At 69.1% G+C, this 16002-nt stretch carries 17 protein-coding genes and 1 tRNA gene; 5 read left to right on the top strand and 13 right to left on the bottom strand.

The window, feature by feature from the left end:
* Positions 1 to 2 precede the first annotated feature (2 nt).
* From ABZV40_RS20265 to ABZV40_RS20250, 4 genes are all read right to left on the bottom strand, one after another.
* Positions 3 to 1766, bottom strand: a complete 1764-nt coding sequence (locus ABZV40_RS20265) for a copper resistance protein CopC (RefSeq protein WP_355443412.1) — start codon at positions 1764 to 1766, stop codon at positions 3 to 5.
* 76 nt (positions 1767 to 1842) lie between these two features.
* Positions 1843 to 2556, bottom strand: coding sequence for a YcnI family protein (locus ABZV40_RS20260; protein WP_355443409.1), 714 nt, complete (start codon positions 2554 to 2556; stop codon positions 1843 to 1845).
* 54 nt (positions 2557 to 2610) lie between these two features.
* Positions 2611 to 3558, bottom strand: coding sequence for a multicopper oxidase domain-containing protein (locus tag ABZV40_RS20255; protein ID WP_355443406.1), 948 nt, complete (start codon positions 3556 to 3558; stop codon positions 2611 to 2613).
* 117 nt (positions 3559 to 3675) lie between these two features.
* Positions 3676 to 6348 carry a cupredoxin domain-containing protein gene (locus tag ABZV40_RS20250; protein ID WP_355443402.1) on the bottom strand — a complete coding sequence of 891 codons (2673 nt, stop codon included), beginning with the start codon at positions 6346 to 6348 and terminating at the stop codon, positions 3676 to 3678.
* A 576-nt stretch (positions 6349 to 6924) separates the two neighbouring features.
* Between ABZV40_RS20250 and ABZV40_RS20245 the strand changes: the two genes are divergently transcribed.
* Positions 6925 to 7392 (top strand): MmpS family transport accessory protein, encoded by a 468-nt coding sequence (locus ABZV40_RS20245; protein WP_355443399.1) that lies wholly within the window; start codon positions 6925 to 6927, stop codon positions 7390 to 7392.
* Between the two features lie 320 nt (positions 7393 to 7712).
* On the opposite strand, the gene ABZV40_RS20240 is transcribed toward ABZV40_RS20245, so the two are convergent.
* From ABZV40_RS20240 to ABZV40_RS20220, 5 genes are all read right to left on the bottom strand, one after another.
* Positions 7713 to 7785: transfer RNA gene (locus ABZV40_RS20240), tRNA-Ala, on the bottom strand.
* 59 nt (positions 7786 to 7844) lie between these two features.
* Complete coding sequence (gene glpR, locus ABZV40_RS20235; protein WP_355443396.1) at positions 7845 to 8561, bottom strand: gephyrin-like molybdotransferase receptor GlpR; 717 nt, start codon at positions 8559 to 8561, stop codon at positions 7845 to 7847.
* A 155-nt stretch (positions 8562 to 8716) separates the two neighbouring features.
* Positions 8717 to 9370, bottom strand: coding sequence for a GNAT family protein (locus ABZV40_RS20230; protein WP_355443392.1), 654 nt, complete (start codon positions 9368 to 9370; stop codon positions 8717 to 8719).
* The gene (gene glp, locus ABZV40_RS20225; protein WP_355443389.1) at positions 9367 to 10590 is read right to left on the bottom strand and encodes a gephyrin-like molybdotransferase Glp; all 1224 of its coding nucleotides are present in this window, start codon (positions 10588 to 10590) and stop codon (positions 9367 to 9369) included. The genes ABZV40_RS20230 and glp overlap by 4 nt, the downstream gene beginning before the upstream one ends.
* Positions 10591 to 10620: 30 nt before the next feature.
* A complete protein-coding gene (locus ABZV40_RS20220) occupies positions 10621 to 11505 on the bottom strand; it encodes a UTP--glucose-1-phosphate uridylyltransferase (RefSeq protein WP_355443386.1) in 885 nt (294 codons plus the stop codon).
* A gap of 38 nt (positions 11506 to 11543) precedes the next feature.
* On the opposite strand from ABZV40_RS20220, the gene ABZV40_RS20215 reads away from it, so the two are divergent.
* From ABZV40_RS20215 to mscL, 4 genes are all read left to right on the top strand, one after another.
* Complete coding sequence (locus ABZV40_RS20215; RefSeq protein ID WP_355443383.1) at positions 11544 to 12110, top strand: 5-formyltetrahydrofolate cyclo-ligase; 567 nt, start codon at positions 11544 to 11546, stop codon at positions 12108 to 12110.
* A 94-nt stretch (positions 12111 to 12204) separates the two neighbouring features.
* The gene (locus ABZV40_RS20210; RefSeq protein WP_355443381.1) at positions 12205 to 12498 is read left to right on the top strand and encodes an FmdB family zinc ribbon protein; all 294 of its coding nucleotides are present in this window, start codon (positions 12205 to 12207) and stop codon (positions 12496 to 12498) included.
* A gap of 72 nt (positions 12499 to 12570) precedes the next feature.
* A complete protein-coding gene (locus tag ABZV40_RS20205) occupies positions 12571 to 13125 on the top strand; it encodes an SAF domain-containing protein (protein WP_355443378.1) in 555 nt (184 codons plus the stop codon).
* The gene (gene mscL, locus ABZV40_RS20200) at positions 13125 to 13559 is read left to right on the top strand and encodes a large-conductance mechanosensitive channel protein MscL (RefSeq protein WP_355443375.1); all 435 of its coding nucleotides are present in this window, start codon (positions 13125 to 13127) and stop codon (positions 13557 to 13559) included. Before ABZV40_RS20205 ends, mscL begins: the two co-directional genes overlap by 1 nt.
* Before the next feature lie 75 nt (positions 13560 to 13634).
* Here mscL and ABZV40_RS20195 read toward each other — a convergent pair whose 3' ends face one another.
* The 4 genes from ABZV40_RS20195 to ABZV40_RS20180 are packed head-to-tail and all read right to left on the bottom strand — an operon-like array spanning position 13635 to position 15877.
* Positions 13635 to 13814 (bottom strand): hypothetical protein, encoded by a 180-nt coding sequence (locus ABZV40_RS20195; RefSeq protein ID WP_355443779.1) that lies wholly within the window; start codon positions 13812 to 13814, stop codon positions 13635 to 13637.
* Positions 13801 to 14301 (bottom strand): molybdenum cofactor biosynthesis protein B, encoded by a 501-nt coding sequence (locus ABZV40_RS20190; RefSeq protein WP_030467661.1) that lies wholly within the window; start codon positions 14299 to 14301, stop codon positions 13801 to 13803. Before ABZV40_RS20190 ends, ABZV40_RS20195 begins: the two co-directional genes overlap by 14 nt.
* Positions 14302 to 14306: 5 nt before the next feature.
* Complete coding sequence (locus tag ABZV40_RS20185; protein ID WP_355443372.1) at positions 14307 to 15206, bottom strand: HAMP domain-containing sensor histidine kinase; 900 nt, start codon at positions 15204 to 15206, stop codon at positions 14307 to 14309.
* Complete coding sequence (locus tag ABZV40_RS20180) at positions 15191 to 15877, bottom strand: response regulator transcription factor (protein WP_355443369.1); 687 nt, start codon at positions 15875 to 15877, stop codon at positions 15191 to 15193. The genes ABZV40_RS20185 and ABZV40_RS20180 overlap by 16 nt, the downstream gene beginning before the upstream one ends.
* Between the last annotated feature and the right edge of the window lie 125 nt (positions 15878 to 16002).

The following is a 16002-nucleotide window of genomic DNA, read 5'->3' as shown; positions in this document are numbered from 1 at the left end:
GTTCAGGGAATGCCCACGGAGACATGCACAATGGCTTCATCGACATCAGATGTGCGAATTTTCAACGACATCTCCCAACGCCCGGATACGGGCAAGGAGAGCGCATCTGAGATGTAATGTCCCGGCAAACCGCTGTAACGCAACGGCACGGTCAACGGCCCCGGTGACCGCTCGGGATGACTCAGCGTCGCCCCCACCTCGGCGACGTCCTTCGGGCGCCCGCGCTCGTCCAGCACCGCCAGGTGGACCTCGTTGCCCCGTGACGCGCCGGGCGCGACGACGACCGCGATCTTGCCGCGTCCGGCCGCACCACCGGTGTCGAAGTCCGCGATGACGGGCTCGCCGGGCACGGGCTGCGCCACCTCGGCCGGCGGTTTCCGCTCGGCCAGTTCCGCCGCGGCGGAGCTGGTGCCGACCAGGACCGCCGTGAGCCCCAGCACGAGGGCCGCGATGGCCGCCTCGGCGGCGACGACGGCCCCGAAGCGCCGCACCTGACGATCACCGGGACCACGCGCCGCCCGGCGCCGGTCGGCGGGCGAGACGACGGGAAAGCCGTAGTGGCGCTGGACCCAGCGCCTCGCCAGTGCTCCCAGCCCGAGCAGCACGGCCGCCACCGCGACCTTGCCCAGCAGCACCCGCCCGTAGGACGTGCCGACCAGGGCCGACGGGGTGCCCACGAGCCGCCACGACTGGAACACGCCGGTGGCGACCAGCACGAGGACCGACACCAGCGCCACCCGGGAGAAGCGCGGCACCGCCACGCGCATCGCCAACGCGTCGGCGGACCTCACGACGGCACCGACCACGACGAGGCCGCCCAGCCACACGGCCATCGCGGTGAGATGGGCCGTGTCGGCCACCAGAGCCAGTCCGGCCAGGTCCCCGGCTCCGCTGTGCGAGGCGGTACTCCAGGTGAGGGCGAGCACGCAGGTCGCCGCCAGCACCACCACGCCTCGGCGCCGGCGCTGGAGATCGGTGGCCTCGCCGTCACCGGCGCGGCGCAGGAACCTCAGCAGGGCGAGGCCCATCAGCCCGAGCAGCAGCAGGCGCGCCAGCATCGCCACGCCCAGTCGTGTGCTCGCCGTGCTCGAAACCAGCGACAGGTCGACCGCGGCGGTGAGCGACCGGCCCGTGGCATAAGGCCCGTACAGCAGCAGCACCAGCACCGTGGCCACCAGCACGGTCCCCCACCCGCCCGACAGCAGTAGGCGGACCCGGCGGCCGGCCGCAGGACCGTTCTGGCACCACACGACGAAGAACGCCGCTCCGGCCAGCAGCGCCAGCCCGGCGAAGGACAACCACCGCGCCAGCCCGTACGACACCGTCACGGCCGCGTCGGTCGCGGTGTGCGTCTGGACCGGTGCCGGCAGCGCCGCCGACGTCGACGGTTGTCCCACGCTGAACACGAAGGCGCCGTGCACCGGATGGGTGTCGGCGGACGTCACCTGCCAGTTCACCGTGTAGGTCCCGTCGGACAGCGCCCTCGGCACGGAGATCACGAGAACTTCCGGCCTGCCCTCGGCGTGCGCCGGGGCGGCGGTGGTGATCGTGTCACCGGCCGGCCCGAGCACCCGCACGGCCGCCAGCCCGAGCTCCACCGGCTCGCTGAAGGTCAGCGACACCTCGGCGGGCGACGTGCCGAGCACCGCCCAGCCCGCGGGACTGGTCGAGATGACGACGGCGTGCGCTCCCGCGACGCCCTGAACGCCCAGCACCGGCAGCAACGCCAGGACGAACGCGATGCACACGCGCGCGAAGTTGTTCACCGCTCTTCCTCTCACCGGGACGACGTGGCAGGCGCGAGGTCGACGGCGGGCGAAGTGCCGTCGACCTCGCTGGCTCTCAGACCCGTGCCGGCTCGTTCGCGGCAGGTTCCTCTTGCGCGGCAACGCCGTCCGCCGGTGCGAACGGCCGCCGCCGCGCGGTCACCGCCACCCCGAGCGCGACCAGACCGGCCAGCAGCCCGGCCCCGCCGAGCACCCGCCCCAGCGGGTCGGTTCCCGCGGCGGGCGTGACGGGTGCGGCGGCGACCGGCGGTGCGGCCACCGACAACGTCGGAGCCGGGTGCTCAGGCCGGGGGCCGCCGTCGGTCTGGACGTCGATCCACCTGACCACCTCACCGCTGGAGTAGGTCTGCACGGCCTTGAACACCAGCTTGGTGTTCGTCGTCGGCAACCTCCCCATCGAGACGCCGAACTCCTGGAACTGTCCTGGTTGGACGGTCCCGCCCTCCCAGACGATGCCCGTCACGACCTGGCCGGAGGAGTCCTCGTCCGACTGGGCGGCCCCGTCCGCCTTCTCCGTCCGCGTGGTCGCCGTCCAGCCGGGAACCGGTTGCACGGACACCGAAGCGAACCGGTGGTCGGCGGGGAAGCTCACCTCCAGCCGCGTCGTCGAGGCGTCCGCGCGCTCGTTCGGCACCCGGAACACCACCCTGGCGTAGCCGCCCGGTTCCGCGGTGCCCGGTGAGACGGTGACGTGCGCCGACGCGGTCGACGGGAACAGGATGACGAGGAACGCCGCCAGGGCGACGAGCACGGTGCTGGGCCGGGACATCGATTTTCCTTCCGCAGTAGGAGATTCGTCGCTGTCGTAGGTGCTCGGCACGGGTCAGCCGCCCAGCGGGAGCGGCAGGCCGACCGCGGGCGGGTCGACGTTGAAGATGGACACCAGCCCGGCCATCCCGGTGTGGGTCTCGGAGTGGGAGAAGATGTGGCAGTGGATCATCCACTTGCCCACCCTGGTCGGGGTCCAGACGATGTCGTAGGTCTGGCCGACACCGACGAGCAAGGTGTCCATCTGCTGCGGCAGCGGTAACCGTCTGCCGTCCTGCGCGACCAGTTCGAAGTACCCGCCGTGCAGGTGGATGGGGTGGATCATCTCCGGGCCGGAACCGATCAACCGGATCCGCACCCGCTCACCCACGCGCGCCCGCAGCGGCACGGTGGCGGGGAAGCTCTTGCCGTTGAACACGAACCCGAGCGGGCCGTCGCCGATGATCAGCCGGTAGTCGCGGGCGGCGGAGATGTCACCGAGCCTGGGCACCACCTCCAGCGAGCCGTAGAGCCCCTTGCCCTCCTGGTCGCCGTGCATGTGCGAGTGGTACCAATGAGTTCCGGTGCTGATCGCCTTCCACTCGTAGGTGTAGCTCTGGCCCGGCTCGATCTCGGGCTGGGTGAGGCCGGGCACGCCGTCCTGGTCGTTGGGCAGGTCCATGCCGTGCCAGTGCAGCGAGGTGCTCTCCGGCAGGTCGTTCTGGACGATGAAGCGCACCGTGTCGCCCTCGTTGACCCGGATGACCGGACCGGGCACGGTTCCGTTGTAGGCGAAGGCCTGCCGGACGTTGCCGGGCGAGACCTCCCACGACAGGGGCGCCGCGCGCAGGCGGAACACCTTGACCCCGCCGACCACCTCGTACGGGGCCAGGTTGGTCCCGTCGCCGAGGTCGTCGCTCGCCGCGGCCGGCCGTACCGGATCCACAACGGACTTCCTCAGGACGCTCGACGCCGTCATCCCCGCCGCAAGGGCGATCAGGACGGACAGCAGAACCGTCAGCACCGGCAGGAATTTGCGCTGTCTAACCGAATCTGTGGACATGAGTCGCCTCCCGCTGGGGAAGCCGCGGGCCGGGAAGCCGTCCTCGAACGGCTTCCCGCCCCGCGGTGGGGGGTGGTGTCAGCAATCAGTGGCGAAGGTGAGCGGGTGCCGCTGACGACAGGTCAGCTGGTCGTTCACCGGATTGCTGGGCACCCTCTGCACCCAGCCGTTGTAGACGAGCGGCACGGCGAGCACGCCCATACCGCCCATCCCCACGTGGTCGACGACCTGGTCGTCCGACGCGGTGGCGGACGTCGCGTCGAGCACCATCTTCCCGACCACGGCGGCATCGGACGGATCACCGTCGCCGTTCGGGTCGATGTCGACGATCGCGAGCGTGTTGGCGAACTTGCTGGAGACGTAGGCGTAGTAGCCGCCGCCCTTCTTCGCGCCGTAGTTGATGCCGTGGCAACCGGAGTCGCACGGCAACCACTTCACGATCTCGTCGGTCTTCGGGTTGATGACGGTGATGTTCGACGTCAACGTGTTGGCCACCAACAGCGCGTTGCCGTCCGGGCTCACCGGCAGCTGGATCGGCAGACCGCCGAACGAGCCGTGGTCACCGGCCACCGGGTCGTAGTTGTGCCACAGGTCGATCTGCTTGTTGTGCACGGTGGCGCCGCCGTCCTTGCACGCGTCGGCCTTGAGCGAGATGCAGGACACCGTCCCGCCCATGAAGTTGGCCTCGTACGCCTTGGCGCCGTCGGGCGTGATGCCCGTGGCGATCGGCAGCTCACCGGTCGCCTCCTTGCGGATGTTGCCGGTCGCGATGTCCACGACGGTGGAGTCGTAGGTGTTGACGTTCGGCGTGACCATGGTCGTGCCGTCGCCGGTCATCCAGTGGGCGTGCGGGTGCGCGACCTTCTCACCCGGCCCCTGCACCGGGATGCGCCGATCGATCTTCGTGCCGCCCGGCGAGAGCTCGACCACCGACGCGCCACCGTTGATCGCGACGTGCAGCTGGTCGGTGTCCGTTCTCGTCATCACGTGCGACGGGTCGGGCCCGACCTCGATCTGCCGGACGAACCTGCCGGTCGCCCGCTCGAAGACGTCGAGCTTGTTGCCGAACCACTCGGTTTGGTAGATGTACCGCTCGTCCTTGTCGGTCCACATGTTGTGCGGGTTGTTCATGTTGACCTCGGGCAACGCCACCTTCCGGTCGACCTTCCAGGCGGAGACGTCGACCTTCGTCGCGGTGCCGGACTTGGCCTTGCCCGCCGTCTTCTCGAGCTCGGTGTCGATCCACACCTCGCCCACGCCGGGTGTTCCCGGCCGCTGGTTGAGCGCCGGCAGGGTTTTCGGCAGGCCGAACTTGTTCTTGAAGTAGGCGTCCAGCAACGGGACGAGCTGCGGCGTTCCGTTCGAGTCGTACATCAGGATCGGCGCGGGCGGGTACGTCGGGTTCCACGTCCGTTGTTCGGTGTTGCTGAACTTCTGCCAGTTGTTCGGCGCGGTGATGTTGAAGAACTTCAGCACCAGCTGCGAGATGATGTCGGCGTCGGACGGGACGTTCAGCGCACGGCTGTTGATCTTGAGCTTCTTGCCGAAGTCGAGGCCGGGCGTGAGCGGGTCGTCCACGACGACCGCGCCGAGCATGTAGGGGTGGATCTTGCAGACGAACGCGTAGAGGCCGGGTTCGGTCAGCTGCACGGTCGTGCTGCCGACGAAGGCGCCCGGCTGGTCGAACGGGAAGCCCTGCGCCCCCTCCGGCCAGATCAGGTTCGTGATCGTGTGCGCCGACTGCGCGTTCGGGCTCGAGATGTCGAAGTTCACCGTCACGGGCAGGCTGATCGTGGCGGTCTGCACGTACTTCTGGATGTCGGCCAGCACCTTCATCAGCTCCACGCCGACCGGCAGGTCGGTCAGCGCGGTCTTCGTGTTGGCCGGGCGGGCCGCCATCTGCTGGGACAGCTGGGTGATCAGGGTGTTCGCCTTGATCGCCCGCAGGTCGAGCGGCGACATGACCTTGCCGATCGCGGTGCGCAGCTTGTCCAGCCCGAGCAGCTTCTCCGGGTCCACGCCGAGGCTCTGGATCAGCGGTGTGCCGTTGAGCGGCAGCTGCGTCAACCGCGACAGGTCACCGTTGAGCAGGTTGCTCGCGGCCTCACCGAGCAGAGCTCCGTTGCCCAGCAGCGGAAGGCCGTCCAGCGGCACGCCGGGGATGAGCCCGCCGGTCTTCACCCGCGGCAGTTCGGCCACGGCGAGCGACCTCGTGCCGAACAGGTTCAGGTTCGTGTCGTACCAGGAGCCCTGGTTGTCGGTGAGGTGGAACGACACCGGCACAGGCCCACCACCGACCGGAAGTCCACCCGAACCGGTGGTCGTCGTCGGGGCGGGCGTGTTGGAACTCGTGGTCGTGGTGGTCGTGGGCGCCGTCGTGGTCGTCGGCGCCGTGGTGGTGGTCGTCGGTCCCGTGGTGGTCGTGGGCGGCGCGCCCCCGACCACGATCGACCCGAGCATGTCCGGGTGGAAACGGCAGTGGTAGTTGACGGTGCCGGCCGAGGTGAAGGTGAACGAGTAGGACTCGCCGGGGTTCACGTCCGAGGACAGCGGACCGCCGGTCACGCTGTGCGTGACACCGTTGGTCTCGTTGTTGGTCCACCTGACGGTGTCACCGACGTTCACGTTCAAAGTCGCCGGGTTGTACTGCAGGTTCTGCAGCGACACCGAGAACGTGGCCGCGGTGGCCGCCGGCGTGTTCAACCCGATCGCGGTCAGGGCGAGCAACAACGCGGAGCCGAACGCGAGCACTCGTGTCCCGCGCCGTCTCCTTCCAGGCGAGAACATGCGTGATAGGTGTGGAGAGCGCATCGATTTCCCTTCTGACACCTGTTGCGGCACATCAGAAAACTCCACGCATGACAAACAAACCCCCGTCGAGGGTTTCGTTTCTCCGCATTAGCGTCCAACAGCGCCGCCGCCACGTGAAGACACCTAAATGGTCGTGCAGCCAATGTCGAAGGAATTACCCGAACGTTAACGGTCCGTCAACTGGGTCGCACTCGCGACCATCCCGTGATGTGACAAAGACCTAACGAGATATTCCGTGCCACCGCATGCACGACATCGCAACCAGCACACCCGGGAACACATATCCGCAGGTCAACTTACCCGTCAGCGAGTCTCCAACCTGCTTGACAAGCGACAGGCATTTGCTTTTCAAAGTTGACACCCGACAGTTTCGAAGTCATTCGACAACGCGGGGCCAAGAAACTTGTTCCCCGAATGGACCTGGCCAAAACATCCGCAAGGCTGCCACCATGACCCGTCGTACCGACACCCGCCGCAGCAATACCCGAATCCCCCGACAAGAGAGAGTGGTGGGATATGCCGTCAGCCACGAACACCCGCAAAGCCGGCCCGCCGGCGCCTCCCACCGGCCGAGGCCACCGGCGAGCCTGGTGGGCCGCGGCAGCCGGCCTCACCGCGGCCGTGGTCGTCGCGGCGGGTGTCCTGAGCCTCACCGACAACGACGCCGCACCCGTTCCGACCACCCACACGATCGTCTACGAGGTCACCGGCCCAGGCGGCAGGGCACCCGAGATCAGGTTCGCCGGCGAGGGGACGAACAGCGTCGAGAAGGCCGAGGCCGTCGGCCTGCCGTGGCGCAAGGAACTGACCATCCCAGCGGGGCCCGGTCTCGCCGTGGCGCAGGTCATGGCGACCAACGGCCAGGGCGAGTCGATCTCGTGCACCATCACGGTCGACGGCCACGTCGTCGCCAACAACACGGCCAAGGGCGAGTACACCACCGTGTCGTGCTCGAACATGATCACCCCACCGGCACGGGGATGAGATCGTCCAATGTGGACTTCACCGTCAGAAGGGTTGTGCGAGACGCACGGTGCGCCCGATCGCGCCCTTGTGGACGAAGCCGTCCCAGTACTGGCGCTCGCCGGGATCCAGCCTTGTGGGGGCTCGCCTGCAGAAAACATTTTGGGCCAAGAGGATCTGCGCCTACTGCGGACACGGCTCAAATGGACCTGAAGCCCCACTGGGCAACCTACGGGGGTCCGGGGGCTTGCCCCCGGCTGGGGTCTGGGGGCTCGGCCCCCAGAAAACACCAGCGCAACAAGAAAGGCGAGCGCTCTGTGCGAGCACTCGCCTTCCACTTGTGGAGCTGAGGGGAATCGAACCCCTGACCTTCTCGATGCGAACGAGACGCGCTACCAACTGTGCTACAGCCCCTTGCGGTGTTACGTGAAGAACTATAGCAGGGGTTGGAGGGGTGTTTTCACCACCCCCTCCTAAGCCCCGACAGCACCCCGGTACCGCAGCGACTCCAGTCCCTCTAACTCGACGAACACCGGATCTTCGTCGTCGGAGTCGACCGGAATCGTGCCCGGACGCACATGGTGTTCGTAGCGCGGCAACGGCGGCAGCGCCGGCTTGTCCTCGACGACCTCGACCTGGGTGGTCTCGGCCTCCTCCACGGCGGCCTGCACCGGCTCGGGAGCGGGAGCCGGGGCTTCCTGCTGCTGAGGACCCGTCGCGCGGCGGCGGCGCACCTGCTGCAGGCGGGCGAGCCGGCGGGCGCGGATCTCCTCCTCGATCCGCACCTGCCTGCGCAGGTAGGTCAGGTAGCCCACGAGCAGGAGGTCGATTCCGGCGTGGCCGTACCAGAGCGGGGTGTAGAACACGCCGGCCACGACTCCCGTGACGATGGCGGCGACCAGCAGGAACGCCACCACTCTGCGGCGGAACGCGTACTTGGCCTGCGCCACGAGGGCCGCGGTCTCGGGGTCGTAGCCACCGCGGCCGCGCCGGAACGGGCGCTCGACGTACTCCTCCTCGTCGAAGTAGTCGTCGTCGATGTCGTGGATGTCGTCGTACTCGGCGTCGGGCATGGCGTCGTACTCCTCCCCCACGCTGCGCGCACTCTCCTGGCGCTTGCGGGCCAACATGGGGACGAGGACCACCAGCCACGCCACGACCAGCGCAACGATGATCAGCGAACTCGGCATTCCCCGTTCACCTCCCCCGGCCCACGCGTGGTGCTGTCACCACGCTAGTCACAACAGTCACACCTGTGTCGGAGGCTCGCCGAGCGCGGTACGTACCAAAGTGTGGTGTATCACCCACTTTTGGGTGAAGTGATTAGGACGAACGGAAGCAATCGTCAGGGAAGACGGGCCTCTCCGCGTGCAACCAAACGGCGCACTAGGCCATCCGGGACCTCTTCGACCGTGAGCGCGAAGCAGAGGTGGTCGCGCCACTGGCCGGCAACATCCAGATAACGCTTGAAGAGGCCTTCCTCGCGGTAGCCGGACTTGGCGAGCACGCGGAGTGAGGCGGCGTTCTCGGGACGGACCGTCGCTTCGAGCCGGTGCAGACCGGCGTCGCGGAAGGCGTGATCGGTGAGCAACGCCACTGCGGCCGTCGCGACCCCGCCACCCGCACGGTCGGCGGCCACCCAGTAGCCGATCCAGGCGGACAGCAGCGAGCCGCGCACGATGTTGCCGACGGTGATCTGACCGGCGACCTCACCGTCCACGAGGATCATGAACGGCAGCGTGGAGCCACGCCGGGCCATGGCGCGCAGCGAGGACCACTGGGCGGGCCAGGACAGCGTCGCGTTGCGCTCCTCCCAGCCCTCCTGCGCGGTCGGCTCCCACTGCTCCAGGTAGTCACGGTCGCGCAGACGCAGCCGCGACCACCTGGCGCCGTCGAAGAGGTGGGGTCCGCGCAGCTCGACGGTTCCCGCGCGCACCTGGAGAGGCCCCAGGCGGGCGGGCCAGCCGGGGTGTCTGCCGAGATCCGCGAAGACGCTCATCCACGTTGCGCCAGGAAGCTGACCAGGACCTCTTCGCCGACGGAGACGTCGGTGACGTCCTCGTCGACCATGATCAGGCAGTTGGCCTCCGCCAGTGACGCGAGCAGGTGCGCGCCGGACGTGCCGAGCGGTTGCACCAGGTACTCGCCGTTGTCCGCGTCGCGCAGCAGCTGACCGCGCAGGAAGCCGCGGCGGCCCTTGGTCGACTGGAGCGGCGACAGCAGCCGTGCGCTGACCGCCCGGCGGTACGGGTTCTTCTTGCCCAGCGCGGCCCTGATCAGCGGCCTGACCAGCACCTCGAACACCACGAGCGCGCTCATCGGGTTAGCGGGCAGCAGGAACGTCGGCACGGCGTCCGGGCCGAGCCGCCCGAAGCCCTGGGCGGAGCCGGGGTGCATGGCGATGCGGGTGACGTCCATGTCGCCGAGGTCCGCCAGTGCGGCCTTGACCTCGTCGCCGATCGCGCCGCCCACGCCACCGGCGATGACGACGATCTCGGACAGCAGCAGCCGTCCCTCGACGACCTCGCGCAGCCGGCGCGGGTCGGCGGACATGATGCCGACCCGGCTGACCTCGGCTCCCGCGTCCCGCGCGGCGGCGGCCAGCGCGTACGAGTTCACGTCGTAGACCTGGCCCTGACCGGGCGTGCGGTCGACGTCGACGAGCTCCTCGCCGAGCGAGATCACGGACACCCGAGGGCGCGGGTGGACGAGCACCTTGTTGCGGCCGACGGCGGCGAGAAGACCCACCTGAGCAGCACCGATGGACGCGCTGCGGCGCACGGCGACGTCACCGGTCTGCACGTCCTCACCGGTGCGGCGGACGAACCCGGCGGACGGCACGCTGCGGTTGACCGTCACCTTCGCGTGGTGGCCGTCGGTGTAGCCGAGCGGCACGACCGCGTCGGCCAGCGTGGGCAGCGGCGCGCCGGTCGCCACCCGCACCGCCTGACCGGGCTGGAGCCGGCGCGGCTGCCGTGAGCCCGCCGGGATCTCGCCCACGACCGGCAGCTGCACGGGGTTCGCGTTCGCGCCGGACACGTCGACGCTGCGCACCGCGTAGCCGTCCACCGCGGCCTGGTCGAAGCCGGGCAACGCGCGTTCCGCGACGACCTCCTCCGCGCAGAGCAGGCCCTGCGACTCCGAGATCGCCACCCGCACGGGCGCGGGCCGCACCGCGGCCGCGATCACCCGAGCGAGCTGCTCGTCCACTGACCTCATGTGTTGGTCCTCGCGCCCAGAAGGTGTTGATCAGGAGTTGTCGAGGCGTTCCCGCAACCACTCGCGCAGATCGGGCCCGTACTCCGGGGTCTTGAGTGCGAAGTCAACCGCAGCGCGCAGGAATCCGGCGGGATTGCCGAGATCGTGTCGCCCGCCGCGGTGCACGACGACGTGCACGGGGTGCCCCTCCGCGATCAGCAGCGCGATGGCGTCGGTGAGCTGCAGTTCACCGCCCGCACCAGGCGTGATGCGCTTCAACGCGTCGAAGATCGCCCGGTCGAGCAGGTAGCGGCCGGCCGCGGCGAACGTCGACGGCGCCTCCTCCGGCTTCGGCTTCTCCACCATGCCGACGACCTGCTTGACGTCGTCGTTCCCGGTGTCGCGGACGTCGAACACGCCGTACGCGGAGATCTGCTCGCGCGGGATGTCGAACGCCAGCAGGACGCTGCCGCCCTTCTCCTGCCGGACCTCCGCCATCTTCTTGAGGGCGTCGGTGGGCAGGATGATGTCGTCCGGCAGCAGCACCGCGACGGCCTCGTCCTCGCCCGTCAGGTTGCCTTCCGCGCAGCCGACGGCGTGACCGAGGCCGAGCGCCTGCTCCTGGATGGCGGTCTCGGCCTTGATCAGCTGGGGGGCGCGCTGGATCTTCTCGACGAGGTCGGCCTTGCCGCGCGCCGCCAGCGTCTGCTCCAGCTCCGGGTTCGCGTCGAAGTAGTTCGCGACCGACGCCTTCTCCGGCGACGTGACGATGACCAGCTTGGACGCGCCGGCCTCGGCCGCCTCCCTGGCCACGTACTCGATGGCCGGGGTGTCGACCAGGGGCAGCAACTCCTTCGGCACGGCCTTGGTCGTGGGGAGGAAACGGGTGCCCAGGCCGGCCGCGGGCACGATGGCGGTGTGGAAGGCGCTGCTCATGGGCAGCGATGCTAACGACATGCCGAGGGATACCCACCATGACGTCCGATCTTCGTGACCGGAAGGCCACCCTGCGTTCACGGTTGCTGGCCGCCCGCCGGTCGCTGTCCGCCGAGGTCCGGGCCGCCGAGGCCGCGGCGCTGGCGGCGCACGTGGCAGCGCTCGCCGTTCGCCCTGATCAGACCGTGTGCGCGTTCCTGCCCGTGGGGTCGGAGCCCGGTGACGCGTCGTGGCTGGACGGCCTGAAGTGCCGGGTGCTGCTACCGATCGTGACGGGCGACGCGCCGCTCGACTGGGCCGTCCACACGGGACCGGACGGGCTGGCTCCCGCCGCGTTGCGGCTGCTGGAGCCCACCGGGCCGCGGCTCGGTCCCTCGGCGATCGCTGGAGCTTCGCTGGTGCTCGTGCCCGCGCTGGCCGTGTCGGTGGCCGGGATCCGGCTCGGCAAGGGCAAGGGGCACTACGACAGGTCGTTGCCGCTGGTCAACGCACCTTTGGTGGCTGTGGTCCGGGACTGCGAGGTGCTCGCCGAGGTGCCCGCGGAGCCGCACGACGTGCGGATGAACGGCGTGCTGACCCCCTCGGTGGGCCTGCGATGGCTGTGACGTTGGCCTGGGGTGTTTGCGCTCCGGGAAGTTCCTGACGCAAAATCGTGTTGGCACTCACAACGGTCGAGTGCCAGATCTAGGAGCGAACCCAGTGCCTACGTACCAGTACGCCTGCACCGCGTGTGAGCACCGGTTCGAGGCGGTGCAGTCGTTCAGCGACGCCTCCCTCACCGAGTGCCCGGAGTGCTCGGGCAAGCTGCGCAAGCTCTTCGGCGCCGTCGGTGTCGTCTTCAAGGGCAGCGGTTTCTACCGCACGGACAGCCGCTCGGGCTCGTCCAAGAGCACGTCGTCGACCACTTCGTCCACGACCTCCACGTCTTCGGAGAAGAAGTCGTCCTCGGACTCGAAGCCCGCGACGAGCGCCCCGGCGGCCGCCGCGTCCTGAAGATCGCGAGTTGTCCACAACTTGGGCCTGAGCCCGGTTGGCGATGCCCCCGACGGCCCTAACGTCGGGGGCATGACTCTTTCCAGCACGTTCCTCGATCGGATCCGCTCGCTGGCGCGCCGCCGCCCTTCCGTTGCGTGGCGGCGGTTCCTGGCGCTGGGCCTCGCGTTGCTGGCGGTGTTGACGGCCTTCTGGCCCGACGTGGGCCATCCGGCTGTCGTCGCCTCGCGTGATCTACCGGCTGGTGTACCGCTGACAGCTTCCGACGTCCGCCTGGCGTCCTTCTCCGGTCCGGTTTCCGGTTCGTTCGCACGGGTCGACGCCGTGGTGGGCCGGGAGCTGAGCGGTCCGGCGCGAGCGGGTGTCCCGCTGACGGACTTCGATCTCGCCGCCACACCCGGAGATCTCGCCTCGGTGGCCGTGAAGGTGGCTGACCAGGGCCTGGCCGACGTGGTGCGGACGGGCGACCGGGTCGATGTGGTGTCGGCGTCGGCGGAGGTGCTGGCCGAGAACGCATCCGTGCGCGAGACGCGAGGACAAGTCGTTGTGCTCACGTTGCCGAGACTTAATGCAACTCGAGTGGCCGCGATGTCACTGGATCATGCGTTAGCCGTTACTCTCCGCTGATGCTGAAGGGATTCAAGGACTTCCTGATGCGCGGAAACGTCATCGACCTGGCTGTCGCCGTGGTCATCGGCGCCGCGTTCGGAGCGATCGTCACCGCGTTCACCGCGAACATCATCAACCCGCTGGTCGCCCTGTTCGGCGGCAACAACGTGAACGGACTCTCGGTCCAGCTCGGCAAGAGCGATAAGACGATCATGGACTTTGGCGCGCTGATCACCGCGTGCATCAACTTCTTGATCGTCGCGGCCGTCGTCTACTTCGTCTTCGTGCTGCCGATGAACAAGATCAAGGAACGCCGCAAGAAGGGCGAGGAGCCCGGTCCGTCGGAGCCGACCGACGTCGAACTGCTCAAGGAGATCCGCGACCTGCTGGCCGCGCAGCAGAACCACCAGACGGTCGTGCAGTCGACCGACGTGCGCAACCCGAAGGTCTGAAAACCGAGCCCACCCCCACCGGGACGAGGCGCGCATCTGCCGCGCGCCTTCTCCTGGCTCGGCTCGCGGCGCTCGCTACCCGCCGTGGTGCGGCGGCCGGTTCTCGCGGTACCAGGCCTCGCGGTCGGCCTCCGGCCCTCCGCCGCGCTCGTCCGACGTCGTCTCCGGCAGGACATCACCGAACACCTCAGCCAGCCGGCGACGACGCTTCACCGCGTCGTCGTCGGCCGGCTGGGGAGAATCACTCTTCGTCAAGACCACTCAACTGCTCGATGACGTACGGCACCAGCGAGGACAGGGTCGCCATGCCGTCGCGGACCGCCGAGCGCGAGCCCGCGAGGTTCACGACGAGCGTGCTGCCGGAGACGCCCACGAGACCGCGCGAGATGCCCGCGTCGACCGCGCCCGCGGCGAGGCCGGAGGCGCGGAGTGCCTCGGCGATGCCGTGGATCGGGCGGTCCAGCACGCCCTGCGTGGCGTCGGGGGTGACGTCGCGCGGCGACACGCCTGTGCCGCCCACGGTGACCACGAGGTCGACGCCGCCGATGACGGCCGTGTTGAGCGCGGCCCGGATGTCGACCACCTCACCCTCGACCGCGACGGTGCCGTCCACGATGAAGCCCGCTTCTTCGAGCAGTTCGGTGACGAGAGGGCCGGAGTTGTCGTCCTGCTCGCCGTGCGCCACCCGGTCGTCCACGATCACGACCAAAGCGCGGCCAAGGCGCTGCGCGCTGCGTTCCATACCGATCACCGTAGCGGGAGTCCGACTTCGAAGCGGCAGCCAGGACCGTGGTTGTGGACACCGATTCGCCCGTGGTGCGCGTCGACGAGCCCTCGCGCGATCGCGAGACCGAGTCCGGCGCCCGCGGGATTGCGCGAAGGCGAACCGCGGAAGCCCACGTCGAACACGTGTGGCAGCACGTCATCGGGTATGCCGCCGCACGCGTCGTCCACGCGCACCACGGCTTCGCCTCCGTCCACATCGACCTGGACGGCGACCCTGCCGCCTTCCGGCGTGTGCCGAATGGCATTGGACACAAGGTTGCGCACGACACGCATCAGTTCCGGATCTGCCCCGCGCACGACCGGCCACTCGCGAGCGTCCGCGCGCAGCTCGACGCCCTTGAGCGCGGCAACGGGCCGCGAGGCGGCCACCACGTCGCTGACCACATCGGCCAGCCGCACGTCGTGCATCGTCAGGTTCAACGCGCCCGCCGTGATCCTGGACAGCTCGAACAGGTCGTCGACCAGCTTCGACAGGTGGTCGGCCTCCTGCGCGATCTGCTTCGCGTAGACGGCGACCTCGCCCGGTTCGGAGACGACGCCGTCCTCCAGCGCCTCGGTCATCGCCCGGATCCCGGCCAACGGCGTGCGCAGGTCGTGACTGATCCACGCCACCAGCTGCCGCCGCGCCGACTCCGCCTCGCGTTCCCACATGGTCCGCCGCGCGATCGCCCGGCCCAGCATGATCGAGAACGGCACGGTGATCACGCTGACCACCGTGCACGCCATGAGCGCCGCGTTGAGCATCGGCGTGAACATGAACCCGCTGACCGCGAGCACGCCGCCGATGGTCGCCACCACCGGCACGATGACCATGACGGTCATCGCGGTGGTCAGCGAGACGCGGCTCAGTCGATCGAACATCGGTCATACCGGTAGCCGACGCCCCACACGGTGGCGAGCCGCACCGGTTTCGCGGGGTCCTTCTCGATCTTCTCCCGCAACCGTCGCACGTGGACGGTCACGGTCGACTGGTCGCCGAACTGCCAGCCCCACACCTTCTCCAGCAGCTCGGCCCGGCCGAACGCCTTGCCCGCGTTGCCGATGAAGAACGCCAGCAGGTCGAACTCGCGGGTCGTCAGCTGCAACGGCACGCCGTCCAGGGTCGCCGTGTGCGCGGCCACGTCGAGCACCAGGTCCCCGTCGCGCACCACCCGCGGCTCGTAGGCCTTGTTCGCCCGCCGCAGCACCGACGACACCCGCAACGCGAGCTCGCGCGGGCTGAACGGCTTCGTGACGTAGTCGTCCGCGCCGATCTGCAGCCCGGCGATGCGGTCCTCCTCCTCGCCGAGCGCCGTCAGCATCACGACCGGCGTGCTGCCGCGTTCCCGGATCCGCCGGCACACCTCCAGGCCGTCGATGCCGGGCAACATCAGGTCCAGCACCACGATGTCCGGCTCGTGCGCGGCCATGAGCCGCAGCGCCTGCTCCCCGTCACCGGCGAGCTCGACCTCGTACCCGGCGTGTTCGAGGTACCGGCGCACCACGTCCCGCACCGTCGTGTCGTCGTCGACGACCAACACCCGTTCCACCACGTCACCACGCTAAGCCACGCGCGGCGCCCCGGCCCCGACCCGTCAGCACTGCGGTCGTTGCGGCTGGTGATGTTGTCCGGTGACTGGATTCCGGTGTCGCTGCCCGACCGGGTGCGTGCCCTGGT

This window comes from Lentzea sp. NPDC004782, from assembly GCF_040609115.1.
Classification (GTDB): Bacteria; Actinomycetota; Actinomycetes; order Mycobacteriales; family Pseudonocardiaceae; genus Lentzea.
This window is presented reverse-complemented; position numbering and strand designations above follow the sequence as displayed.